Annotated in this window: 23 protein-coding genes and 1 tRNA gene; 12 read left to right on the top strand and 12 right to left on the bottom strand. The window is 67.7% G+C overall.

All coding sequences use genetic code 11. The features are described from left to right. The first annotated feature begins 16 nt into the window (after positions 1-16). Complete coding sequence (locus tag BMX07_RS11025) at positions 17-673, top strand: helix-turn-helix domain-containing protein (RefSeq protein WP_090617717.1); 657 nt, start codon at positions 17-19, stop codon at positions 671-673. 33 nt (positions 674-706) lie between these two features. Here BMX07_RS11025 and BMX07_RS11020 read toward each other — a convergent pair whose 3' ends face one another. After that, entirely contained in the window at positions 707-952 is a 246-nt protein-coding gene (locus tag BMX07_RS11020) for a ferredoxin (protein WP_090617715.1), read from the bottom strand. 162 nt (positions 953-1,114) lie between these two features. Between BMX07_RS11020 and BMX07_RS11015 the strand changes: the two genes are divergently transcribed. Further along, on the top strand, positions 1,115-2,005 hold the full coding sequence (locus BMX07_RS11015) for a class I SAM-dependent methyltransferase (RefSeq protein WP_090617713.1): 891 nt from the start codon (positions 1,115-1,117) through the stop codon (positions 2,003-2,005). Between the two features lie 83 nt (positions 2,006-2,088). Beyond that, positions 2,089-3,297, top strand: coding sequence for an inorganic phosphate transporter (locus BMX07_RS11010; protein ID WP_090617710.1), 1,209 nt, complete (start codon positions 2,089-2,091; stop codon positions 3,295-3,297). A 24-nt stretch (positions 3,298-3,321) separates the two neighbouring features. On the opposite strand, the gene BMX07_RS11005 is transcribed toward BMX07_RS11010, so the two are convergent. Then, on the bottom strand, positions 3,322-3,762 hold the full coding sequence (locus BMX07_RS11005; RefSeq protein WP_090618426.1) for a universal stress protein: 441 nt from the start codon (positions 3,760-3,762) through the stop codon (positions 3,322-3,324). 132 nt (positions 3,763-3,894) lie between these two features. Here BMX07_RS11005 and BMX07_RS11000 point away from each other — a divergent pair, with 132 nt between their 5' ends. Next, the gene (locus tag BMX07_RS11000; protein ID WP_090617709.1) at positions 3,895-6,258 is read left to right on the top strand and encodes an ATP-dependent DNA helicase; all 2,364 of its coding nucleotides are present in this window, start codon (positions 3,895-3,897) and stop codon (positions 6,256-6,258) included. Continuing rightward, entirely contained in the window at positions 6,258-6,770 is a 513-nt protein-coding gene (gene cgi121 / locus BMX07_RS10995; RefSeq protein ID WP_090617707.1) for a KEOPS complex subunit Cgi121, read from the top strand. Before BMX07_RS11000 ends, cgi121 begins: the two co-directional genes overlap by 1 nt. Before the next feature lie 11 nt (positions 6,771-6,781). On the opposite strand, the gene BMX07_RS10990 is transcribed toward cgi121, so the two are convergent. Together BMX07_RS10990 and BMX07_RS10985 are read right to left on the bottom strand one after the other, a co-directional pair. Then, complete coding sequence (locus BMX07_RS10990) at positions 6,782-7,567, bottom strand: iron-sulfur cluster assembly protein (protein ID WP_090617705.1); 786 nt, start codon at positions 7,565-7,567, stop codon at positions 6,782-6,784. Then, entirely contained in the window at positions 7,567-8,631 is a 1,065-nt protein-coding gene (locus BMX07_RS10985) for an amidohydrolase family protein (RefSeq protein ID WP_090617703.1), read from the bottom strand. Before BMX07_RS10985 ends, BMX07_RS10990 begins: the two co-directional genes overlap by 1 nt. A 187-nt stretch (positions 8,632-8,818) precedes the next feature. Here BMX07_RS10985 and BMX07_RS10980 point away from each other — a divergent pair, with 187 nt between their 5' ends. Together BMX07_RS10980 and BMX07_RS10975 are read left to right on the top strand one after the other, a co-directional pair. Continuing rightward, positions 8,819-9,862 (top strand): NAD(P)-dependent alcohol dehydrogenase, encoded by a 1,044-nt coding sequence (locus BMX07_RS10980; protein WP_090617701.1) that lies wholly within the window; start codon positions 8,819-8,821, stop codon positions 9,860-9,862. Positions 9,863-9,960: 98 nt separating this feature from the next. Next, complete coding sequence (locus BMX07_RS10975) at positions 9,961-11,328, top strand: oxidoreductase (protein WP_090617699.1); 1,368 nt, start codon at positions 9,961-9,963, stop codon at positions 11,326-11,328. A gap of 1 nt (position 11,329) precedes the next feature. Here BMX07_RS10975 and BMX07_RS10970 read toward each other — a convergent pair whose 3' ends face one another. From BMX07_RS10970 to BMX07_RS25100, 3 genes are all read right to left on the bottom strand, one after another. Then, a complete protein-coding gene (locus BMX07_RS10970; protein ID WP_090617697.1) occupies positions 11,330-12,079 on the bottom strand; it encodes a rhodanese-like domain-containing protein in 750 nt (249 codons plus the stop codon). 130 nt (positions 12,080-12,209) lie between these two features. Beyond that, positions 12,210-12,282: transfer RNA gene (locus BMX07_RS10965), tRNA-Gln, on the bottom strand. Between the two features lie 132 nt (positions 12,283-12,414). Then, the gene (locus BMX07_RS25100; protein ID WP_090617695.1) at positions 12,415-13,200 is read right to left on the bottom strand and encodes a homing endonuclease associated repeat-containing protein; all 786 of its coding nucleotides are present in this window, start codon (positions 13,198-13,200) and stop codon (positions 12,415-12,417) included. 109 nt (positions 13,201-13,309) lie between these two features. Here BMX07_RS25100 and BMX07_RS10955 point away from each other — a divergent pair, with 109 nt between their 5' ends. The 4 genes from BMX07_RS10955 to cysE all read left to right on the top strand — a co-directional run bounded on the left by BMX07_RS10955 (position 13,310) and on the right by cysE (position 16,244). Further along, entirely contained in the window at positions 13,310-13,900 is a 591-nt protein-coding gene (locus BMX07_RS10955; RefSeq protein WP_090617693.1) for an IMP cyclohydrolase, read from the top strand. A 77-nt stretch (positions 13,901-13,977) separates the two neighbouring features. After that, positions 13,978-14,712, top strand: coding sequence for an MBL fold metallo-hydrolase (locus BMX07_RS10950; RefSeq protein ID WP_090617691.1), 735 nt, complete (start codon positions 13,978-13,980; stop codon positions 14,710-14,712). Positions 14,713-14,817: 105 nt separating this feature from the next. Further along, the gene (locus BMX07_RS10945; protein WP_090617689.1) at positions 14,818-15,486 is read left to right on the top strand and encodes a metallophosphoesterase family protein; all 669 of its coding nucleotides are present in this window, start codon (positions 14,818-14,820) and stop codon (positions 15,484-15,486) included. Between the two features lie 242 nt (positions 15,487-15,728). Beyond that, a complete protein-coding gene (gene cysE / locus BMX07_RS10940; RefSeq protein ID WP_090617687.1) occupies positions 15,729-16,244 on the top strand; it encodes a serine O-acetyltransferase in 516 nt (171 codons plus the stop codon). A gap of 203 nt (positions 16,245-16,447) precedes the next feature. On the opposite strand, the gene BMX07_RS10935 is transcribed toward cysE, so the two are convergent. The 5 genes from BMX07_RS10935 to larB form a co-directional block, all read right to left on the bottom strand. Next, positions 16,448-17,842 (bottom strand): phosphoglucomutase/phosphomannomutase family protein, encoded by a 1,395-nt coding sequence (locus tag BMX07_RS10935; protein WP_090617685.1) that lies wholly within the window; start codon positions 17,840-17,842, stop codon positions 16,448-16,450. Between the two features lie 117 nt (positions 17,843-17,959). Further along, complete coding sequence (locus BMX07_RS10930; protein WP_090617683.1) at positions 17,960-18,946, bottom strand: DUF8054 domain-containing protein; 987 nt, start codon at positions 18,944-18,946, stop codon at positions 17,960-17,962. A 99-nt stretch (positions 18,947-19,045) separates the two neighbouring features. Then, positions 19,046-19,294, bottom strand: a complete 249-nt coding sequence (locus tag BMX07_RS10925; protein ID WP_090617681.1) for a GIY-YIG nuclease family protein — start codon at positions 19,292-19,294, stop codon at positions 19,046-19,048. 76 nt (positions 19,295-19,370) lie between these two features. Further along, positions 19,371-19,520: a DUF7563 family protein gene (locus tag BMX07_RS25785; RefSeq protein WP_006184973.1), complete on the bottom strand. Its 150-nt coding sequence runs from the start codon at positions 19,518-19,520 to the stop codon at positions 19,371-19,373. Positions 19,521-19,639: 119 nt separating this feature from the next. Continuing rightward, positions 19,640-20,398 carry a nickel pincer cofactor biosynthesis protein LarB gene (gene larB, locus BMX07_RS10920; RefSeq protein WP_090618425.1) on the bottom strand — a complete coding sequence of 253 codons (759 nt, stop codon included), beginning with the start codon at positions 20,396-20,398 and terminating at the stop codon, positions 19,640-19,642. Positions 20,399-20,686: 288 nt separating this feature from the next. Here larB and BMX07_RS10910 point away from each other — a divergent pair, with 288 nt between their 5' ends. Further along, positions 20,687-20,854 (top strand): DUF1931 family protein, encoded by a 168-nt coding sequence (locus BMX07_RS10910; RefSeq protein ID WP_004047560.1) that lies wholly within the window; start codon positions 20,687-20,689, stop codon positions 20,852-20,854. The last annotated feature ends 53 nt before the right edge of the window (positions 20,855-20,907 follow it).

The following is a 20,907-nucleotide window of genomic DNA, read 5'->3' as shown; positions in this document are numbered from 1 at the left end:
CCCGCAAGGGGCCGATATGCAGTCGACGGATCTGACGCTCCGGTTGCCGGAGTGGATGGCGCTTCCCGTTCCGCAGTCCCAGGACGGACTCGAGGTCCACCGCGAGGAACTGCTCTCGTGGCACGTCGATCCCGAGACGGAGCGAGTCCGGTTTCTCTCCGTGATCGCCGGCGACCGCGAGGCTGCCCGAGAAGTGGCGACGGAACTGGACGTCGTCCACCGGTTCGAGATCATGCCGATCGACGAGGACACGTTCTACGCCTACGCCGTGATGGACGTTCGCGCCGCCGACGAACGGCTGATGCGTGCCTTCGACGAACCGGGGCTCGTCATCGTCCCGCCGGTCGTCTACACCGCATCGAGCACCGTCCACGTGACCGTCCTCGGCGAACCCGATGCGCTGGCGAGCCTGCTCGAGGGGGTCCCCGACGACGTCGAGATCGACGTGGACCGAGTGAGCGACCACCGGCACAGGGCCGAGACGCTCGCGGGCAGGCTGACCGCGCGTCAGTTCGAGGCGATGGAGGCGGCCCGGGCGGTGGGGTACTACGACGTGCCCCGGAGCGGCTCGCTCGCGGACGTCGCAACTGAACTGGAGTGTTCCGAGAGCGCGGCGTCGACGCTACTCCGGACCGTCGAGTCGGAACTGGTGGACGCGGCACTGGGGCGATGAGAAACGAGGACGCGAGAACGCGGACGACCGGACTCAGGGGATCAACTGCTCGCCGTCGTCGTCGTAAATCGTGATCGCGTCGACGGGACAGGATCGGGCGGCGAACTTCGCGTCGAGCTCCGCGTCCGCGGGTACTTCGCGGACGAAGACCCCGTCCTCGACCTCCTCGCTGTCCGCGAGGATCGCCTTCCCTCTCGACTCGTCCTTCTCGAACGCGTCCCACTCCGCGACGCACTGGAACATCCCGATACAGGTGTCCTCGTCGAATTCGACCTTCATGAGCGATCGTTCGGCCGATCCGCGTAAATCGTTAGCGGTCGGCAGCCGCGCGAAACGCCATCGCACCGGCGTCGCGAACGTCGTGACCAGTAGGTGCGATACACGATAACAGAAACCACATGTCATCGTGATTTTATTACTGATCGGACCCTCGACTCGAGCATGGAGCGGGACGATTCCGAACCGGCCGACTCGCGCCCGGCGGACCCGCTGGGACGAGCGATGCTCGCTCACCACTACGACGAGCCGGGTCGGCTGACCTATCGCGACGGCGCGGACGTCCAGGACGGGACCGTGGCTGCGTTCTACTTCTCGAGTCCGGCGTCGTGGGACCCGGAGACGATCGAGCTACTCGAACGGCTGTCGGACTGCCAACCGGTGCTCGACGTGGGCTGTGGCGCGGGGAAACACCTCCTGTGGTGGGCCGATCGCGGCATCGACGCGGTCGGGGTCGATGCGAGCCCGAACGCCGTACGAACGGCCCGGGAGCGGTGCGAGGTCCGCAGGACCTCGAGGCGGAGTTGCGTGGAGCAACGCTCCACGTCCCGTTCGAGCGGGCTGCGAGGCGGCGAAGCCGCGGAGCGCGGCCTCGAGAGCGTCCTCGTCGGCGACATGTTCGACCTGCCGGTCGAAACGGACGCGTTCGGTGCCGTCCACGCGATCGGCACGCAGGTCGGGCTCGGCCGCTCGCTGGCCGGGATCGGCGAACTGCTCGGCGAATTTGCTCGCGTCACCGACGGGTCGGGGGTGGCCGTCGTCGACAACTACGATCCGACGCGACTGGACGACGATTTCTTCGGCTACCGGTCCGATCCCCGCGACGGAGTCGCACACCGGTGTTTCCACCTCGAGTTCGCGTGCGAGGCGGACGGCGGTGAGCGAGACCGCGAGGTCGGGCGGACGCTGCAGTTCCTGCTGTGCTCGCCCGCCCGGCTTCGCGAGGCGGGTATCGGAACGCCGTGGCGCGTGCGCGACGTGTTGCGAAGCGACGGAGACGCCCACTACAGGGCAGTACTCGAGAAGGGGACCGGGACGGACGCCGCGGGAAGGTAGCGACGGCGGCCGTGATCGGGCGGGCGATCGCCGAGGGAACGCTTTTGCAGCCGGTCGTTGAACGACGGCCTACGAGAGACGGAATGGTCGCACTGTCCTTCGCGGTCCTGGTGGGGGCTGCTATCCTCACCAGTCTGTTCATGGCGTGGGTGCTCGGGGCGAACAGCAACTCGCCGCCGTTCGCCCCGGCGATCGGGGCGAACGCGATCTCGACGATGCAAGCGGCGTTCGTCATCGGGCTGCTCGCGGCCGCCGGTGCGCTCATGCAGGGCGGCAGCATCTCCGAGACGGTCGGCGCGGACCTGATCGACGGCGTGACGATCACGCCGCTGGCGGCTACCGCGGGCCTGCTGACCGCGGCGGGATTCATGGCGATCGGGATCTACACCCGCTATCCGATTCCGGCGGCGTTCGCGACGACGGGCGCGATGGTCGGCGTCGGCCTCTCGCTGGGCGGCGACCCGGCGATGGCGACCTACCGTCGGCTCGGGACGTTCTGGCTGCTCGTACCGATCATGTCCGGCGGACTGGCGTACGCGACGGCGACGATCCTGCGACGGGACGACGTCCCCGAAACGGTCGGCGTCCCGCTGCTCGCCGGCGTCGTCGGCGCGATCCTCGCCAACGTCCGGCTCGGAGCGATCCCCGATCCGGACGCCGATCAGGGCACCCTCGCCCGGTTCGTCTCCCAGCTTGTCGGCGGCGGCCCGACGGTCGTTTCCGGCGTCGACCTCGGCACCGTCCTCGTGACGATCGGGGCGGGACTGGTGGCGTTCTACTGGGTCCGCGAACGCGTCCGCGTCTCCGTCGAGCGCGGGATCCGCTCGTTCCTGCTCGTCCTCGGCGGCATCGTCGCCTTCTCCTCGGGCGGCTCGCAGGTCGGGCTCGCGACCGGCCCGCTCGAGAACCTCTTCCGCGTCGAACTCGGCTTGCCGGGAACCCTCCTGCTGGCGATCGGTGCGACCGGCATCCTCGCGGGGGCCTGGATGGGGGCGCCGCGGCTATTGCAGGCGACCTCCCGGGAGTACGCCCAGCTCGGCGTGCGGCGGTCGATCGCGGCGCTGGTTCCGGGCTTTATCATCGCCCAGTTGGCGATCGCGCTCGGGATTCCGATCTCGCTGAACAACATCGTCCTTTCCGGGGTCATCGGCGGCGGGCTGGCCGGCGGCTCGGCGGGCGTCTCGCGGCGTAAGGTCGGCGTCACGATCGCCTTCTGGCTGCTAACGCTGGGGAGTTCCGTCGTCGTGAGTTACGGACTCTACCGACTGTTCGCAACCGTCGCCGGTGCGTAAAACGGGGGCCACTCGAGCGTGCTCTCACTCGAGGACCGTCACCGGCTCGGCGGTGCGTTCGACGACGGTGGCGGCGATACTGCGGCCGAGAAACCGCCTGAAAAATCCCGCCGACCCGCGTCCGGAGCCGGAGATCACGACGTGGTCGATCCCTTCCTCGGACGCGTATCGGGGAACGACGGTACCGGGTCGTCCCTCGACCGTCTCGATCCGGACGCGGTCCGCCCCGTCGGGATCGGCGACCGACTCGAGCAACGTGTCGGCGGCGGCCCGGGCCGCTGCCGTCCGTTCCTCGGTGCGCTCCAAGACGCCACCCTCGCTGAGCGACGCGTCGAGCGGCGTCGTGACGGAGAGCAGGATGATCTCGGCGTCGGGGAACGTCTCGAGGGCGTACGCGAGCGCGTCGTCCTCCCGCGGACGGCCGAGCGTCGGGACGAGGACGCGGGCGGGATCGGACTCGACCATGGCCGTCGCTTCGGTCGCCGACCTCATCGGTCTACCGCCGCGCAGGGATGGTCGTTCGTGGGGGCCTCGAGCGGACCGCCGGCCGGCGTCCGAGACGACAGTTTAAACCAGTGGACGCGCCAAAGGCGGGTAATGAATATCGAGGAGCTGACGGGGCTCCCGGCCGGTGCCCTCGACCACTTCCGAAGCGAGGGGATCGAGGCGCTCTACCCGCCGCAGGCCGAGGCGGTCGAGGCCGGCGCGACCGAAGGAGCGAACCTCGTGGCCGCCGTTCCCACCGCCAGCGGGAAGACGATGATCGCCGCGCTGTCGATGCTGTCGGCGATCGAACGCGGCGGGAAGGCGCTCTACATCGTCCCCCTGCGGGCGCTCGCCAGCGAAAAGAAAGCGGAGTTCGAGGCCTACGAACGGTTCGGCGTCACGGTCGGCGTGACGACCGGCAACTACGAGAGCACCAGCGACTGGCTCGCGACGAAAGATATCATCGTCGCCACCAGCGAGAAGGTCGACTCGCTCGTGCGCAACGGGGCCGACTGGCTCTCGGACCTCACCTGCGTCGTCAGCGACGAGGTCCACCTCATCGACGACCGGAACCGTGGCCCGACGCTCGAGGTGACCCTCGCCAAACTCCGCAAGCTCAACCCGGGGATGCAGCAGGTCGCGCTCTCGGCGACGGTGGGCAACGCCGACGAGATCGCCGACTGGCTCGACGCCGCACTCGTGGATACCGACTGGCGACCGATCGACCTCCGGATGGGCGTCCACTACGGGAACGCCCTGAACTTCGACGACGGCTCGACCAGAGCGGTCCCCGTCGAGGGCAGCGAAAAACAGGAGGCCGCCCTCGTCCGGGACATCCTCCAGGAGGGCGGTTCCTCGCTCGTGTTCGTCAACTCCCGACGGAACGCCGAGGCGGCCGCGCGGCGGCTGGGGCAGGTCTCGCAGACCGAACTGACCGCCGAGGAGCAGGACGAACTCACGGAGCTGGCCGACGAGATCCGGGACGACAGCGACACCGAGACGAGTACCGACCTCGCCGAGGCCGTCGAACGCGGCGCGGCGTTTCACCACGCCGGCCTCTCGAGCACCCAGCGGGGCATCGTCGAGGACGCCTTCCGGGACCGGCTCCTGAAGGTGATCGCCGCGACGCCGACGCTCGCCGCGGGGGTGAACACGCCCGCACGACGCGTGATCGTCCGCGACTGGCGGCGCTTCGACCCCAGCGCCGGCGGGATGGCTCCGCTCGACGTGCTCGAGGTCCACCAGATGATGGGGCGGGCCGGCCGCCCGGGGCTCGACCCCTACGGCGAGGCCGTGCTCCTGGCCACGAGCCACGACGAGAGCGAGGAGCTGTTCGACCGCTACGTCTGGGCCGATCCGGAGCCAGTCCGCTCGAAGCTGGCGGCCGAGCCCGCCCTGCGGACCCACGTCCTCGCGACCATCGCCTCCGGCTTCGCTCGCACGCGAGCGGGGCTGCTCGAGTTCCTCGAGGCGACGCTGTACGCGAGCCAGTCGACCGAAGCCGGCCGGCTGGAGACGGTGACCGACACGGTCCTGCAGTACCTCGAGTCGAACGACTTCATCGAGCGCGACGGCGGGGACGGCGACGACGCGGACGAGGATCCCGACGGCGCGTTCACCACGGCGGCCGACCTCGCCGAGGGCGACCGAGACGAGGCGCTCGCGGCCACCAGCCTCGGCCACACCGTCTCGCGGCTCTACCTCGACCCGATGAGCGCCGCCGAGATCGTCCACGGGCTCGAGCGCGCCGACGAACGGCCGACCGCGCTCGGGCTCTACCAGCTCGTCTCCCGGACGCCGGACATGTACGAACTCTACCTGCGCTCCGGCGAGGACGAACGATACGGCGAGCTCTTCTACGAGCGCGAGGCCGAGCTGCTGGGGGACGCGCCCAGCGAATTCGAGGAGGAGCGCTTCGAGGACTGGCTGTCCGCGCTCAAGACGGGCAAACTGCTCGAGGACTGGGCCGACGAAACGGACGAAGAACGATTGACCGACCGGTACAAGATCGGACCGGGCGACCTCCGCGGGAAGGTCGATACCGCCGAGTGGCTGCTCGGTGCGGCCGAGTCGCTGGCCGCGGAGATCGACAGCGAGTGGACCGTCGCGGTTCGGGAGGCCCGCGCCCGCGTCGAACACGGGGTCGGCGAGGACCTCCTCGAGCTGGTCTCGGTCGGCGGCGTCGGCCGCAAGCGTGCCCGTCGGCTCGCCGACGCGGGAATCGAGGAGCCGGCCGACCTGCGAACTGCGGACAAGGGAGTCGTGCTCGACGTGCTCAAGGGGGAAAAGACGGCGGAGACCATCCTCGAGAACGCCGGCCGCGAGGACCCGTCGATGGACGGCGTCGAGCCGAAGTCGACCGAGAGCGAGGACGGCGGAGTGGTCGACTCGAGCGACGATGCCGACGGCGACGAGACGGCGGCGACGGAGACGGCGAACGCGGACGACAGCCAGGCGAGTCTGGGTGATTTCTGATGGAGGCAGTCGAATGCCGCCTCGAGATCGACGATCTCGACTCGTTCGTGGCCGAGATCGGTGCGATCGGCGACCGCCACGAAACGACGGTTCAGGCCTTCGACGCTCGGTACGTCGCCGATCGGCGGCACCTCGAGCGGGCCGTCGAACTGGCCGATCGGGCCATCGAACGCGGGGAGAACGTCGCCCGGGATCGCGCCGTGGAGATCCTGCTGTACGCCGCCGGCCGCCGGCAGATCGATCGCGCGCTCGAGATGGGCGTCGACGAGGGCGAGACCCCGGCGGTCGTGCTCGTCGACGGCGGCCGTGACGCCGCCGAGGCCGAAGCGGCCGCCGTCGAGGATCTCGAAACGCTGGACGCGTTCGGCGAGCGAGCGTCGACGCTCGACCCCCAGGACACCGAGACCCTGTGCGACTTCTTCGACGTGACCGACGCCGAGCGGGCGGCCACCGACGCACCGCTGGCGGCGCTGGTTCGCGAGCGGGTCGCGCTGCTCGAGGTGGAGAAGTAGTCGCCTCCCGGTCAGTCGTCGGCGCTCCCCTCGAGCCGACCCTCCCTCGCTTCTCGAAGCCCGTCACAGATGCCGCCTTGACTCGACATGTTGACCGTCGCGAGCCGCCCTCGCCGGTGGACGAGGTCGAACGACTCGGCGTCGATCGGCTCGCCCTCCGGCGTTCGAAATAGGACGTCGTCCGGATTCGAGACGAGGGACGTCTCGCGGGCCTTCTCGAGGTAGCGCTCGATCGGCGCTTCGGGAACGGCGATGGCGAACGAACGATCGCGGACGTAGACGGCGACGGTCTCGGTAGCGTCGTCGGACCCGGCCCCATCTCGCTCGAGGTCGCGGAGACGGAGCTCGACGATCGCCCCGGCGTCGAGGCCGGCATCGAGCAGCGCTTCGACGGCATCGTACTGACGGGCGACGCGAGCCTTCTCGTCGAGTTCCGTACGGACCGCGTCGACGTCGCCGTCGGCGTCCGGAAACGCCTCGGCGAACGTGAGCCGCTGGTTCACGCCGCGGTTGATCTCCGCCTCGTGCATGTGATCGTGGAGCACGATGCGGGCCGTTTCGACCGTCGACAGGGACTCGACCTCGTCGCGGGCGTCGACCGCCATCATCCACGCGAACGCCGGTGAGCACCACGCCGTCGGGAGCGTGAGGTCGACGGCGGCGGTCCGGCCGTCGATCTCGATCCGGTCGACATAGTCGAGCGCGACGATCGAGCGGTCGAGTTCCGGATCGGTGACCCGGTCCAGTCGGTCGCGGACGGCCGCTCGAGTCGGGCCGTCGGGAGTCTGTGCGCTCATCAGTCGTCGGCCGGTGCGGGTTCCTCGCTCGCGTAGTGGTCCTCGAGCCCGAACTGCTGGCTGATCGCGTCGTCCTGGAACGCCTGCCGTTTCGCCTCGATGTCGATATCGTAGAGGTCGGCGGCGTTCTCGCCCATGACTTTCTTCTTGGTCTCGAGGTCCCACTCGACGCCGTACTCCACGCGGTGTTCCTGCGTGAGTTCGGCGTCGAGGACCTCCTCGACGAGCCAGTCGGGGTTCCAGAGCGCGTAGTCCGAGCCGAAGAGGATGCGATCGTCGCCGAGCCACCAGAGGAGTTCGGACATGATCTCGGAGAACTTGCCCGGTCGGTTCTGGGCGAACGGCGCGGCGACGGCCAGTCCGCCGTAGACGTTGTTCTCCTGGGCGGCGATCCAGCAGAAGTCGTCGAGGCGGGGGAGGCCGACGTGTTCGACGACGAAGTTGAGTTCCGGGAACGACGAAGCCGCGTCGTCGATGTCCGCCACGTCGAACGCGTCGCGGTTCAGCGGCCGGATCGTCGGCCCCTTGTGCGCGTGGATGTTCTCGATGCCGAGTTCCGAACACTTCTCCAGGAACTCGAAGGCCTCGTCGTCGTCGAGTCGCCACCCCTTCGAATCGCCGCGCCACTCCGCCGTGTAGAGTTTGACGCCGGGAATATCGTACGTCTCGTGGAGCTCCTCGAGGTACTCGAGGCCCGTCTCACCGTCGCGCGGGTCGAACGTGCCGTTGAGTACGAACCGCTCGGGGTGCTCGGTCGCGAGTGCGGCGTTCTGCTCGGTCGTGTTGAACCCCTCCGTGTAGAAGTCGGTGAGGTAGGTCGGCTGAAAGATCGCCATGTCCGCGGCGGCGTTGCCGAACAGATCCTCGACCATCCGGTCGGCACCGTACTCGCGATACTCGGCCATGTCCCACTGCCGTTCCTCGGGCGTGAACGTCGTGTGGTAATCGTAGAAACACTGAATAAACTCCTCCCCGCCCTCGTGTTTGATGTTCTCCTCCGTGGCGTCCCACAGGTGTACGTGACCGTCGATGACGAAGATCTCCTCTCCGTTGTGCTGATACATCCCATAGTGAACATCGATACCATACCACATTACTCTTTTTTCGCACATATACGAATCACAATACGAGTTGAATGTACGTGGTCAAAATTTGCATATTCATATCCATATATCAATGTTCGAACATTCATACGGACCGATACGCGAGGGGAACGTTATCACGGATGCCGTGGAACTGTGACGCGATACCATGCAAGCAGCCAGACTCCACGAGTACACCGACGACATGAGCGACGCGCTACAGGTCGAGGACATCGACCGTCCCGGCCTCGAGCGATCCGATCACGTACTGGTCGAGGTCGAGGGGGCGGGGTGGTGTCAGACCGACAATCACATCATCGAGGGGATGTGGACCGACTACGCGCCGCAGGAGCTACCGATGACGCTCGGCCACGAGAACGCTGGAATCGTCGCCGAGACCGGCGACGAAGTGACGCTCGTCGAGGAGGGAGACCCGGTTATTTGCCACCCGGTCCAGACCTGCGGCATCTGTCGACCCTGTCGGCTCGGCGAGGACATGTACTGCGAGAACAGCGCGTTCAACGGCCTCACCACCGACGGCGGCTTCGCCGAGTACCTCCGGACCAACGAACGCGCGGTGATCCCGTTGCCGGACGGCGTCGACCCGACCGAGATCGCACCCCACGCCGACGCGGGGATCACGGCCTACCACGCCGTGAAGAAAGCGGTCGACGAACTGAACCCCGGCGACACCACCGTCGTCATCGGCGTCGGCGGCCTCGGTCACATCGGACTCCAGTGTCTCGAGGCGATGAGCGCCGCGGACGTCGTCGCCGTCGACATCAAAGACGAGGCGCTCGAGTTGGCCACGGACCTGGGCGCTCGCCACACCGTCAACTCCGCCGAGGAGGACCTCCCGGCGGTGATCGCCGACCTGACCGACGACGAGGGTGCCCAGCAGGTCGTCGACTTCGTCGGCCGCGACGAGACGACCGGGCTGGCACCCGAGATCGTCGCCGCCGGGGGCGACCACCACGTCGTCGGCTACGGCGGTCACGTCCACGAACCCAGTCAGGCGCTGGTCAACGGCGAGTTCTCGTTCCGCGGCACGCTCGTCGGGAAGTACGCCGAACTCCAGGAACTCGTCGCGCTCGTCGACCGCGGCGACGTCGAACTGCACACCGAACGCCACGACCTCGACGAGATCAACACGGTCGCCGAGCGGCTCGAGCACAACGAAATCGAGGGACGCGCGGTCGTCCTCCCGCCCTGACGCGGCCGCGACGGAGCGGCTCGATATCGCGCGAGCGTCGTGCGTCGCGGGGCTCGAACCGGCGCTACGCTCTTGTGTGCCCACCTGATACGCCCTGCATGGCCACCCTCGAGGACCCCATCGAGATCGGCGGCGTCACGGTCCCCAACCGGCTCTACCGCGCGCCGCTGCTCGAGTGTGCGGGCAACGGTCCCGACGCGGTCGACACGCTGATCGACGATCTCGAGCCCGCCGCGGAGTCGGGCGTCGGCCTCGTCTGTCAGGGCGCGACGATCGTCCGCGGCGACGGCGGCTGTGCCGCGCCGGGGATGACCCGCGTCCACGACCCCGACTTCGTGGCTCGGCTGTCGCGACTGACCGACCGGATTCACGACCACGGGAGCCGGATCGTCGTCCAGCTCGAGCACGGCGGCCTCCGGAGCATGGAGACCTGGCACGCCGAGTACCGCGCGGCGCATCCGGAACTCGAGCAACTCGCCGTCTCCCGCCCGCCGTGGCAGTTGCGGCTGCTCGATCGGCTCGGGTTTCTCGACTACGACCCCCACGTCCTCGCGACCGACGAGGTGTACGACCTCGCGGCGGACTTCGGTCGCGCGGCGGCTCGCGCCGTCGAGGCGGGCTACGACGGCGTCCACCTCGCGGGGGCCAACATGGGGATCGTCCAGCAGTTCTGCTCGCCGTTCTACAACCGGCGGGACGACGAGTTCGGCGGCTCCCCCGAGGCGCGCCTCGAGTTTCTCGCGGTCGTTCACGACGAGATCCGCGAGCGGGCGGGCGACGTGCCCCTCATGACCAAAGTCCCGGCCGAGACGCCGGCACCGCCGTCGCCGGTCGTCCGCCGCAAGCTCTCCCTCGCGGACGGCGTCGAAATCGCCCGCCGGCTCGAGCGAATCGGCTACGACGCCGTCGTCCCCGTCCGGACGTCGGTCGCGTGGGACATGAGTATCGTCCGCGGCGAGTATCCCGAGCGGGCGTGGGAGAACGAAGCGCTGCGCGAGGAGTACGACGCGGCGTTCGGCGGCTCGGCTCGCAGGCGGCTCGTCGCCCTGGCGAACCGCGTCCAGTCGTTCCAGTACACGTTCGAGCCGGCGTGGAACGCCGACTTCTGTCGGCGCGTCCGCGAGCGGGTGTCGATCCCGGTACTGGCGGAGGGCGGGATTCGAGAGCGGGGCGAGATGGATCGGTTGCTCGGCTCGAGCGAGAGGGGCGCTACCGGCGGCGGCGCGGCACCCGCCTGCGACATGGTCGGTATGGCTCGCCCGTTCTACGCCGAACCTCGATTGGGAGCGCGGCTGCTCGAGACCGACGCGCGGACGGAGAACCCGCGCGTCATCTGCGAGAGCTGCAACAACTGCACGGTGCCGCAGGCGACCGGCGCGCCGGGGATCTGTCGAACGCCGGACGTGCTTCGGAAACGGGGCGAACTCGAGCGGGACGGTGCCTACGACCGGACTGCGGGAGAGTAAGTCAGGCCGTGACGGTGTCGCTCGTTAGTTCCTCGAGGGTCCCTTCGGTCGTGTACTCGGGGGTCTTGACCCTGAATCGCGACGCCGGAGAGCCCGCGTAGTGGAGCGTGATGGTATACGTGCCGTCGGACGCGATCTGGTTGGCTTCGAGGCGCTCCGCATCGACCTGCTCGAGACGAACCATTTCGCCCGCGTAAGCGGGATCCGACTGGCCGTGGATCTCATAGGTCGCCTGCTCGGACGACACCTCTGCCCCCTCGAGCGGGTATCCGCGATTCGTCCAGACAGTGAATCCCTCGTCGAGCGCGTAGACTTCCTCGTAGCCGTTATCGATGAGTTTCCCGGCCCGCAATCCCGAGAGGTGATGTGGACAGCCGCAGTAGGTAACGATCCGTTCGTCCTTCGACCAGTCCGCGACCGGATCGTCGTCGGGGGTGTACGGCGGCGCGGTGCTCAGCGCCGCGCCGGCGATGTGTGATTTCTCGTACTGGTCGGATCCACGAGCGTCGGCGATTCTGGCTTCCTGCCGTTGATACCAGTAGAAGACGTCATCGATGGGGGCCAGCGGAACCTCGACGCCGTCGAACGTCTGCGTCTCGTAGGTGCTGGTGTCGATCGAGCGCTCTTCGGGTTCCGATTCCGGTTCCGGGCCGTATCCGTCACCCTCGTTGCCACCGCTGCCGCCGAGGCACCCTACGACGGTCGTCACGAACGCCGCCGATCCCACTGCGAGAAACTGCCGTCGATTCATCGACCGACTGTACGTTCGTCGACCCAATATGGGTTCTGGTAACGGACAGATCGCTCGCTCGACCCCTTCGTTTCAACTGGAAACCGGGAGACGGGGTTGGAGAAGTGCTCGAGTCGAAACGGCGGAGAAGTAGTCCATCCTGGATTCGAACCAGGGTCGAAGCCCCCAGAAGGCTTCAGGATTGGCCACTACCCTAATGGACTTGACATGATCTCGTCGGTTCCGATTACCGACGACGTACCACTCAGTAGTGGGTGTCCGTATTAGAGTGTTACGAACTCAATCGCGGATCGGAACGTCGAATCGCTCGGTGGAAATCCCAGCCCTGGCGGGCGTTACCGCATCGGGGGAACGTGGTGTTCCTTCCGATGGCAGTTCGCACAGAGGACCAGACACAGATCGATTTCGGCGCGAATACGCTCTTTCGGGTACTCGTTCGAGACGAGTTTCGAAACAGCGGTCTCCTTTTTGGCGCTCGAGTGATGAAAATCCAAACAAGCGGGGTCCGACGTTTCACATCGATCACACCCTGTGTCGCGTTTTAGGTCGTGGATCCACTGCCGACGTTCTCGTTCCGGTCGCGAGTGGTGAACAGTGCGGTGACAATTGGCGCACAGTACGTCACACTTTTCGATCTCCGCACGAAGTGCGTCTTTTCCGTATCCGTAAGTCACCATTCGTCCGACTGCCATCTCCTTCGTCGTTTCGTCGACGTGGTGGAAATCCAAACACGCAGCAGTATCGACGCCACACCGTGAGCAGCCGCGTTCGCGCTTTTGCGTATTGAGCCACGAACGGAGCCGAGAGCGGCGTTGCAACGTCCGTTCCGTGTTCCACTCCACGTTTCGATAGTGCCACCGCTGGTCGACGGAAAGCGCCTCCCACGATGTCTCCTCGGGAAGTTCCACCTCGTCCGGTTTCGGTTCCACTCGAGGTCCCCTCGAGTACGCCGTTTCCAGTCCCGCCATCTCCTTCGCGTCGTTCCAGCCGCCACACGTTCGAATTATCGTCGCGGAAGCCGGCGTCAGCCCGAGCTCCTCGTACTGGGCCTTCGTCGGCGATTCGTCCAGTCGTTCGGCTGCCCGCTGCAACGCCTCGAGACAGTCCTCCTCCGTCGCCACACCACCGTTCGCCGCGTTATCGCTTATAAACTCCCGGACGGTGTCGCGGACGTCGGTCGCTCGAGCGCGAACCGATACCCCTTTTTCCCGCTCCCGCGCAGTCCCGCGTATGTACGTCGGACGATTCGTCGTCGTCGGTCCCGAAGTCGGCGCGTACCGCGTGTCGTCGCGGTCGTTCCCGAACCGCGAGATCACTGCGCGAGAGGAGGCGCTCACCGTCGGTCCCACCGCGGACGCCCCGGAGACGGACAACCCCTACGTCTCGTACAACTGCCTGCGGGTCGTCGAGACGCCGACGGGCGAGACGGCCGCCTTCGGCAACGGCTCGCACGTCGATCCGATCGCGGAGAAGCTCGAGCTGGGCTATCCCGCCCGCGACGCGCTGGCGGAGAGCCTGCTGGCGCTCGACTACGAGAAGGACGACTACGACACGCCCCGGATCGCGGCGACGATCGGCGACGACGGCGAGGCGCTGATCGGGACGGTCCGGACGGACGCCCTCCTGGTCGAGACCGTCGACGAGCCGACGCTGGTCGCGACCTACGAGACGGACGCGCCCGAAGCGATCGATCTCGAGGCCGACAGCGCCGCGGCGGCCGCCAGCGAGGTCTACGACCTCGAGTTCGAGCACGCGGTCTGTGCGGCCGGCGTCGCCCGGACCGGAGACGGGTTCGAGACGGCGGTCGAGAACGGCGACTGATCGAAGCGATAGCGACCACTCGGACGGCGTGCGTCCGAGGTAACTACTAACCCTGCTCCCGCCAAGGAGTATCGCGTATGTCGACCGATTCCGACAGCAGCATTCGTCTCGTCCGGAACGCCACCCTTCTCGCGACCGTCGGTGAAACGACGTTCCTCGTCGATCCCATGTTCGCGTCCCCGGGGGAGATACCGCCGATACCGGAGACGCCGAACGACCGTGCGAACCCGCTCGTACCGATGCCCGACGTCGACCTGTCCCACGACGCCGTGGTCGTCACCCACCGCCACCGCGACCACTTCAACGAGGCGGCGAAAGCGGAACTCGACGCGGACGTCCCGCTGTTCTGTCAGCCCGAAGAGGCGGACGCGTTCGTCGACGAGGGCTTCACCGACGTGCGACCCGTCGACGACGAGGCGTCGTTCGACGGCGTTACCATTCACCGGACGCCCGGCCGCCACGGGCACGGGCAGTTGGCCGAGGAGATGGGACCGGTCTCCGGGTTCGTCTTCGACGCCGACGAGACGCTGTACGTCGCCGGTGACACGGTCTGGTACGACGGCGTCGAACGGACGCTCGAGCGGTTCGACCCCGATACCGTCGTCCTCAACGGCGGCGAAGCGCAGTTCAATCACGGCGACCCGATCACCATGGGCGTCTCGGACGTCACCGCCGTCCGCGACGCCACCGACGCCACGGTCGTCGTCGTTCACATGGAGGCCATCAACCACTGCCTCCTCACGCGCGACGAACTGCGGGCGGAAACGGCGGACGTCCACGTTCCCGAGGACGGGGACCGGATCGCCCGCTGACGATCGCTCCGCGCTACCGGGCGGGGCGAGCGTTCGCCTCGGCGACCCGTCCGCGGACCGACCGCCAGCGAACCTACAAACCCCTCGAGCCTGTTACCCTCGAGCATGAAGGTCGGACTCATCTCGGACGTTCACGGCAATCTGGTGGCCCTCGAGGCCGTCCTCGAAGAGATGCCCGCCGTCGACGAACTGTGCTGTGCGGGCGACGTCGTCGGCTACAACCCCTGGCCCGCCGAGTGCGTCGACGAGTTGCGAGCGCGAGACGTTTCGACGGTGATGGGAAACCACGACGCCGCCGTCGCCGGGACCGCTCCGTTTCGGTTCAACGGGATGGCGAGGGCGGGGGTCGAACACGCCACGGCGGCGCTGTCGGACGAACAACTCGAGTGGCTCGCCTCGCTCCCGGGCGAGCGCCGCGAGTGCGACGACCGGGTGAAACTCGTCCACGGCCATCCGAGCGATCCCGACCGCTACACCCGGTACACGTACCCGCGGGAGTTCTCGCCGCGGCTGCTCGAGGACGAGGACGTGCTGGTGCTCGGTCACACGCACGTGCAGGGCGTCGAGCGGTTCGCGGAGGGGATCGTCGTCAACCCGGGTAGCGTCGGGCAACCGCGAGACGGCGATCCGAGAGCGGGGTACGCGGTGCTCGACCTCGACGCGATGACGGTCGACACCCGTCGCGTCGAGTACGACATCGACGCGGTAGTGGACGCGGTCGACGACGCGGGGCTGCCGACGCGTATCGGAACCCGGCTGGCTCGCGGCGAGTGAGCGCGGTCGGCCAGTGAGCGGCCGTGGCTCCGGACGGCGGTGGTCGGAGTCGGAAGCGAACCGTTTTACACTCCCCCCGCTGCTACGTTCGGGCATGGCATCCACCGGCCACACCGCGTGTACCGCTCGGAACCGTCCTCGTCGCGCCGTGGGCCGGTGTTGTCGCTCGCCGACTCGCACGTCGATTCGGGGCCGCCGACGGCATCGGTCCGAGACCGTTTCACCGACCGCGACGGGGAGCGATGTTCGGACGCGTGCGTGAAGACGTTCGGGCGATGCGCGAGCGCGACCCCGCCGCGACGGGTCGACTCGAGGTCCTGCTGTGTTATCCGGGGCTCCACGCGGTCTGGGCGCACCGGCTCGCCCACCGGTGCTGGACGGGCGGTGCCGGCGGCCGCCTGTTCGCGCGGCTGTTCGCCCACGTCGTACGCCTGCTGACGGGCGTGGAGATCCATCCGGCCGCCTCGATCGGCCGCCGAGTGACGATCGACCACGGGATGGGCGTCGTCATCGGCGAGACCGCCGACATCGGCGACGACGTCCACATGTACCACGGCGTCACGCTCGGCGGCGACACGAACGACCCCGTCAAGCGCCATCCGACGGTCGAGGACGGCGCGCAACTGGGGGCGAACGCGACGCTGCTGGGCGATATCACGATCGGCGAGAACGCCGCCGTCGGCGCCGGTTCGGTCGTCACGCAGGACGTCGAGCCGGGCGCGACCGTCGTCGGCGTGCCCGCGGAACGAGTCGACTGAGGAGGCGAGTACCGGACGGCGCTCGAGTCGCGGTCGCCGCTCGGCCGCCGACCGCTAATCGTCGGTCGACTCCGCGTCGGGCTCGAGTTCGGTGTACGCGGCGTCCTCGTTCCGGCGCTTCCGTCCACTCACGGCTGGCTCGTCGACACCGAGATGGATACCGATCGACCCGGAACGTGCGCCCCCGATCCGACTCGGATCGGTCAGACCAGCGGTTCGACCAGCTCCTCGCCGGCCTCGAGCAACGCTCGAACCCGTTCGTCGTCGGCGGCTTCGGCGTACACTCGCAGGACCGGCTCGGTTCCGCTGGGACGGATCAACAGCCACGAGCCGTCGGCGAGTTGCAGCTTGAACCCGTCAGCGGTGTTCACGTCCGCCACCGCCGTTCCGGCGACGGTCTCGGGGATCACGTCCTCGAGGGCGGCCAGCACTCGCGACTTCTCGTCGTCGGGACAGGCCACGCTACGCTTGTCCTGGACGACCGTGCCGTGGGTCTCGAGCAGTCGGTCGACCCGGTCGTCCAGCGGTTCCGCGGCGTGCATCGCGGCCGCGAGCAGGGCCATCAGGACGCCGTCCTTCTCGCGGACGTGCCCCCGAACCGTGAAGCCGCCGGACTCCTCGCCGCCGACCAGCGCGTCGCGGTCGGCCATCGCCTCGCCGACCCACTTGAACCCGACCGGTACCTCGTGGACCGTCTCCCCGTGGGCCTCGGCGACCCGGTCGATCAGGAAGGTCGTCGAGACGGACCTGACCGCCGGCCCCGACGCGTCCTCGAGCAGGTAGTCGTACAGCGCGGCGAAAAACAGGTTCTCGTCGAGGTAGCCGCGGTCGGGGGTGACGACCGCGATCCGGTCCGCGTCGCCGTCGTTGGCGATCCCGAGGTCGACGTCGCTCCCGTCGGCCGTGACGACCTCGATCAGTTTCGCGAGGTTTACCGCGGCGGGTTCGGGCGAGCCACCGCCGAACTCGGGGTCGCGCTCGCAGCGGGAGCGCTCGAGGGTCGCGCCGGCGCGCTCGAGCAGCGCGTCGGTCGTATCGCGGCCGCTGCCGTGCATCGCGTCGTAGGCGACGGTCAGCCCCGCGAGGCCGGCCGTGCCGGTGATCGATTCGACCAGTTCGAGCGCGGCGTCGGCGTGGGGGCCGGCGAAGTCGACCTCGCGAGCGGTTCCGTGTTCGGCCTCGGGGAGAGGGTCCGGTTCGGCGAGGCGATCCGCGATCGCGTCCGTTACGGCGGGCAGGGCCGGCGCGCCGTCCTCGGGAATGAACTTGACGCCGTTGTACGCCGGCGGATTGTGGGAGGCCGTGATCACCAGCCCGCCCGCGAGTCCCCGGTCGACGATTGCGTGCGCGACGAGCGGCGTCGGTCGATCACGGTCCGAGAGCAGGACGTCGAACCCGTTCGCACACAGCACCCGCGTCAGTTCTTCGGCGAAGCCACGGGACGTCTCGCGGGCGTCGTACCCGACTGCAACTGGGCCCTCGTGCCCCTCGTCCGCGAGATACGTCGCGACTGCCTGTCCCACCATCCGAACGCGGGGGGCCGTGAACTCGTCGAGCGTCGCCCGCCAGCCGTCGGTGCCGAAGCTGATCGTCTCCATGCACCGGTGGTCGACAGCCGACGCGAAAAAAGCGACGGGACCGTCCAGCGAGCGCAAAACCGAGACGTACGCGCCGTGGAGCCGCCGGTTCGCCGTCGCCCCGCGACGAAGACTCGATCAGGCGTCGACGTCGGTGAGACGCTGTTCGAAGAGCCGCTCGCCCGTTTCCTCGCAGGTGACGGCGACGACCTGGTGGGACGTACAGCAGGATTCGACGACCTCCTCGCCCATCTCGACGTCGCCGCCGGAGGGGCAGGTCTCGAGGAACATCCGGAGGCTGTTGAGCACCTCGCCTTTCGTCCCGGGGTCGTAGGCGTCCCAGTCGTCGAGCCACGCCGCGAGCGCCCGGCTCGCGGCGACGTCCGCGATCAGTCCCGCTCGAGAGGGCCAGCGGCCGGCCCCGCCAGCTCCGGACAGCAGGACGTGGGTTTCGTCGCGCGTCTCGAGTTCGAACTCGTCGGGATCGGCCTCGAATCCGAACGCGTCGACGGCCGCCGCGACGTCGACGCCGGACTCGTCGAGCGGTTCGATCTCGTCGAACCAGGCGGCTTCGAACGCCTCGGTGAGACAGAGATCGTCTCGATCCGAACACGGTTCCAGGATATCGTGCTCGAGGAAGAACGTCTCGAGGTCGACGGTCGACGGTTCGGCGGCGTCGGTATCGGTGTCAGCGTCGGTTCCCTCGTCGGTCGCGGCGACGTCACGCTCGTCGAAGGTGGCCACGTCGTCCGACTCCATAGAGCGGGCCGTCGGTTCGCTCGCGGACCGTTCGGACGGTAACTCGGCGCCGTCGGCGGTCGTCGACGCGTCGACGGCGCCGAGCCCGCTCGCCACCGCCGGATCGGGGTCCTTGCCGAACCAGCGAAGGACCTCGGGCGGGAGGTAGCGCTTGGTTAGCGTCGGGGTTCCGGGAACCAGATACCCGCGGAGGTAGATCAGCGCGATCGAGATCCCGATCGCGAGCAGGCCGCCGAGACGGGACTTCCGCGCGATGACGGAACCGACAACCGCTGCGATAACGAGGTTCAACACGGTACAGGGCTCACACCGGTTCTCACCGGTGTATTCGGGTTGCTTGAGATCGTCGACGACATCGAGTTGCATCTCGAGACGACTGTCACCCTCGATATGTATCTATTTTTCGGACCGTGTGTCCGATAGTATAGCGGCCGGCGGCAGAGAGACGAGCGAGCGATCGACGGTTCACTCAAGGCCGGCGAGCCGTTCCTTCTCGGCCCGACTCAGCTGTTTGATCTCGTATTCGCGGGACATCGCGGACGACCTCGAGTCGAACCGCTCGTGATAACGGAGTTCGACCGGCGTCCGCCCGCGGGTGTACTTCGCGCCCTCGCCCGCGTCGTGTTCGGCCACGCGTCGCTCGAGGTCGGTCGTGTAGCCGGTGTACAGCGAACCGTCGGCACACTCGAGGACGTAGACGACGTGATCGGCCATCGACCGGGAGCAGGCGCGGGAGTGTAAAAAGCGTCTCGTCCGAAAAGGGGGGCGCGTGGTCGTCAGTCGCGATGCGTCAGGTACCGCGAGCGCGCTCTTTTGCGGCTTCCGCGATGCCAGCGTTTGCCGAGCAACTGACACACGCGTGAATCTCACCGTGTTCGTCGGCGAAGACGCGTGCGAACCGTTCGGAGACGTGCGCGCCGCAGTGATCACACTTGGGCATTGGTCACACCGGCCGAAGCCGGTAGTTCGTCTTATTCGGCGACTGGATAAGTAACTTTCTCCATACGCTGTTTGGCTTTTCGTTTGCGGAAAGGTTTTTTCTGATAACGAGTACGCTACTCAGTCGCGCGCGTCGTCGATCGCTCGAGCGATCAGCACTGCCTGTGCGCCGGCGACGAACCCTGCATCGATGTTGACGACCGAGAGGACGGTACAGGACTGAAGCAGCCCGGCGAGTGCCGCCTCGCCGTCGCCGCCGTAGCCGTAGCCGCTGGAAACCGGGACGCCGATGACCGGTGTGTCGACGAGTCCGGCGACGACGGTCGGCAGGGCACCCTCTCGGCCGGCGGCGACGATCAACACGTCCGCCTCGCGGAATCGCTCGAGCTGGTCGAGCGTCCGGGACAGCGCCGCGACGCCGACGTCGTCGACGCGATCGACCGTCGCACCCGCATCCAGACAGACGGCCGCCGCCTCGTCGGCGATCGGTCCGTCGACCGTTCCCCCGGTGGCGATTCCCACCGTCGCATCGAGCGACGGCGGCTCGTGATCGTCCGTCCGCACGTGGATCGTCGTGCTCCGACGATCGATCGTCGCGTCGGGATACGCCTCCGTCAGGTGGCGCTCGAGCGCCTCGAACTGCGACGTCGACACGCGAGTGAGTAACGCCCGATCCGTCGTCTCGAGGGCAGCCTCGGCGAGCGCGATGACCTGTTCGGCCGACTTCCCCTCGGCGAGGATCGCCTCCGGAATGCCCCGTCGCTGGTCGCGAGCCGCGTCGAACCGGCCCGCCTCACCTGTCACGTACCCGTTGAGTTCGGCTTCGGCCTGTGCCGGCGACAGCGAGCCGTCGGCAACGGCCTCGAGGAGTTCGCGCATACTCGTCCTCGGCGAGCGACGCACTCGAATCCGTCGACCCGAACGTGTTCCGGCCGCGACGCGAATCGCCAGCGACTTCGATCACTGAACGCGCGCGCGAGCCCCGGAGGAGCGCGCGCGAGCCGAATGCCGACGTTCGTGAGCCCCGAAATCCTCGTCGGCAACTCATCAAACATATACTTTCCGGTGATTCTGGTCGTCGAAACGGCCGGGTCAACCCCTGCAACCCCCGTATTTCGACTACTAACCAGAATCCTTATATGGGGTAACGGGAAACGGATACATCGTATGGCAGATCTTATCGTCAAAGCCGCCGTAAAGGAAGCGCTCGATGACAAAAACGTCGCCTCGGACTTCTACGACGCGCTCGACGACGAAGTCGACGAGCTGCTCGAGGACGCTGCCCGACGCGCAGAGGCTAACGACCGGAAGACGGTCCAGCCCCGCGACCTGTAAGGTTCGATAGTTGCGCGATTTTTTCGGACGCACGTCGGAGAGCGTCCAGCATC

It is taken from the genome of Natrinema salaciae, assembly GCF_900110865.1.
Lineage (GTDB): Archaea > Halobacteriota > Halobacteria > Halobacteriales > Natrialbaceae > Natrinema > Natrinema salaciae.
This window is presented reverse-complemented; position numbering and strand designations above follow the sequence as displayed.

Excerpts from the sequence above, each read along its gene's own strand:
- BMX07_RS11025 (WP_090617717.1), top strand. The coding sequence starts at position 17 with ATGCAGTCGACGGATCTGACGCTCCGGTTGCCGGAGTGGATGGCGCTT.
- BMX07_RS11020 (WP_090617715.1), bottom strand. The coding sequence starts at position 952 with ATGAAGGTCGAATTCGACGAGGACACCTGTATCGGGATGTTCCAGTGC.
- BMX07_RS11015 (WP_090617713.1), top strand. The coding sequence starts at position 1,115 with ATGGAGCGGGACGATTCCGAACCGGCCGACTCGCGCCCGGCGGACCCG.
- BMX07_RS11010 (WP_090617710.1), top strand. The coding sequence starts at position 2,089 with ATGGTCGCACTGTCCTTCGCGGTCCTGGTGGGGGCTGCTATCCTCACC.
- BMX07_RS11005 (WP_090618426.1), bottom strand. The coding sequence starts at position 3,762 with ATGGTCGAGTCCGATCCCGCCCGCGTCCTCGTCCCGACGCTCGGCCGT.
- BMX07_RS11000 (WP_090617709.1), top strand. The coding sequence starts at position 3,895 with ATGAATATCGAGGAGCTGACGGGGCTCCCGGCCGGTGCCCTCGACCAC.
- cgi121 (WP_090617707.1), top strand. The coding sequence starts at position 6,258 with ATGGAGGCAGTCGAATGCCGCCTCGAGATCGACGATCTCGACTCGTTC.
- BMX07_RS10990 (WP_090617705.1), bottom strand. The coding sequence starts at position 7,567 with ATGAGCGCACAGACTCCCGACGGCCCGACTCGAGCGGCCGTCCGCGAC.
- BMX07_RS10985 (WP_090617703.1), bottom strand. The coding sequence starts at position 8,631 with ATGTATCAGCACAACGGAGAGGAGATCTTCGTCATCGACGGTCACGTA.
- BMX07_RS10980 (WP_090617701.1), top strand. The coding sequence starts at position 8,819 with ATGCAAGCAGCCAGACTCCACGAGTACACCGACGACATGAGCGACGCG.
- BMX07_RS10975 (WP_090617699.1), top strand. The coding sequence starts at position 9,961 with ATGGCCACCCTCGAGGACCCCATCGAGATCGGCGGCGTCACGGTCCCC.
- BMX07_RS10970 (WP_090617697.1), bottom strand. The coding sequence starts at position 12,079 with ATGAATCGACGGCAGTTTCTCGCAGTGGGATCGGCGGCGTTCGTGACG.
- BMX07_RS10955 (WP_090617693.1), top strand. The coding sequence starts at position 13,310 with ATGTACGTCGGACGATTCGTCGTCGTCGGTCCCGAAGTCGGCGCGTAC.
- BMX07_RS10950 (WP_090617691.1), top strand. The coding sequence starts at position 13,978 with ATGTCGACCGATTCCGACAGCAGCATTCGTCTCGTCCGGAACGCCACC.
- BMX07_RS10945 (WP_090617689.1), top strand. The coding sequence starts at position 14,818 with ATGAAGGTCGGACTCATCTCGGACGTTCACGGCAATCTGGTGGCCCTC.
- cysE (WP_090617687.1), top strand. The coding sequence starts at position 15,729 with ATGTTCGGACGCGTGCGTGAAGACGTTCGGGCGATGCGCGAGCGCGAC.
- BMX07_RS10935 (WP_090617685.1), bottom strand. The coding sequence starts at position 17,842 with ATGGAGACGATCAGCTTCGGCACCGACGGCTGGCGGGCGACGCTCGAC.
- BMX07_RS10930 (WP_090617683.1), bottom strand. The coding sequence starts at position 18,946 with ATGCAACTCGATGTCGTCGACGATCTCAAGCAACCCGAATACACCGGT.
- BMX07_RS10925 (WP_090617681.1), bottom strand. The coding sequence starts at position 19,294 with ATGGCCGATCACGTCGTCTACGTCCTCGAGTGTGCCGACGGTTCGCTG.
- BMX07_RS25785 (WP_006184973.1), bottom strand. The coding sequence starts at position 19,520 with ATGCCCAAGTGTGATCACTGCGGCGCGCACGTCTCCGAACGGTTCGCA.
- larB (WP_090618425.1), bottom strand. The coding sequence starts at position 20,398 with ATGCGCGAACTCCTCGAGGCCGTTGCCGACGGCTCGCTGTCGCCGGCA.
- BMX07_RS10910 (WP_004047560.1), top strand. The coding sequence starts at position 20,687 with ATGGCAGATCTTATCGTCAAAGCCGCCGTAAAGGAAGCGCTCGATGAC.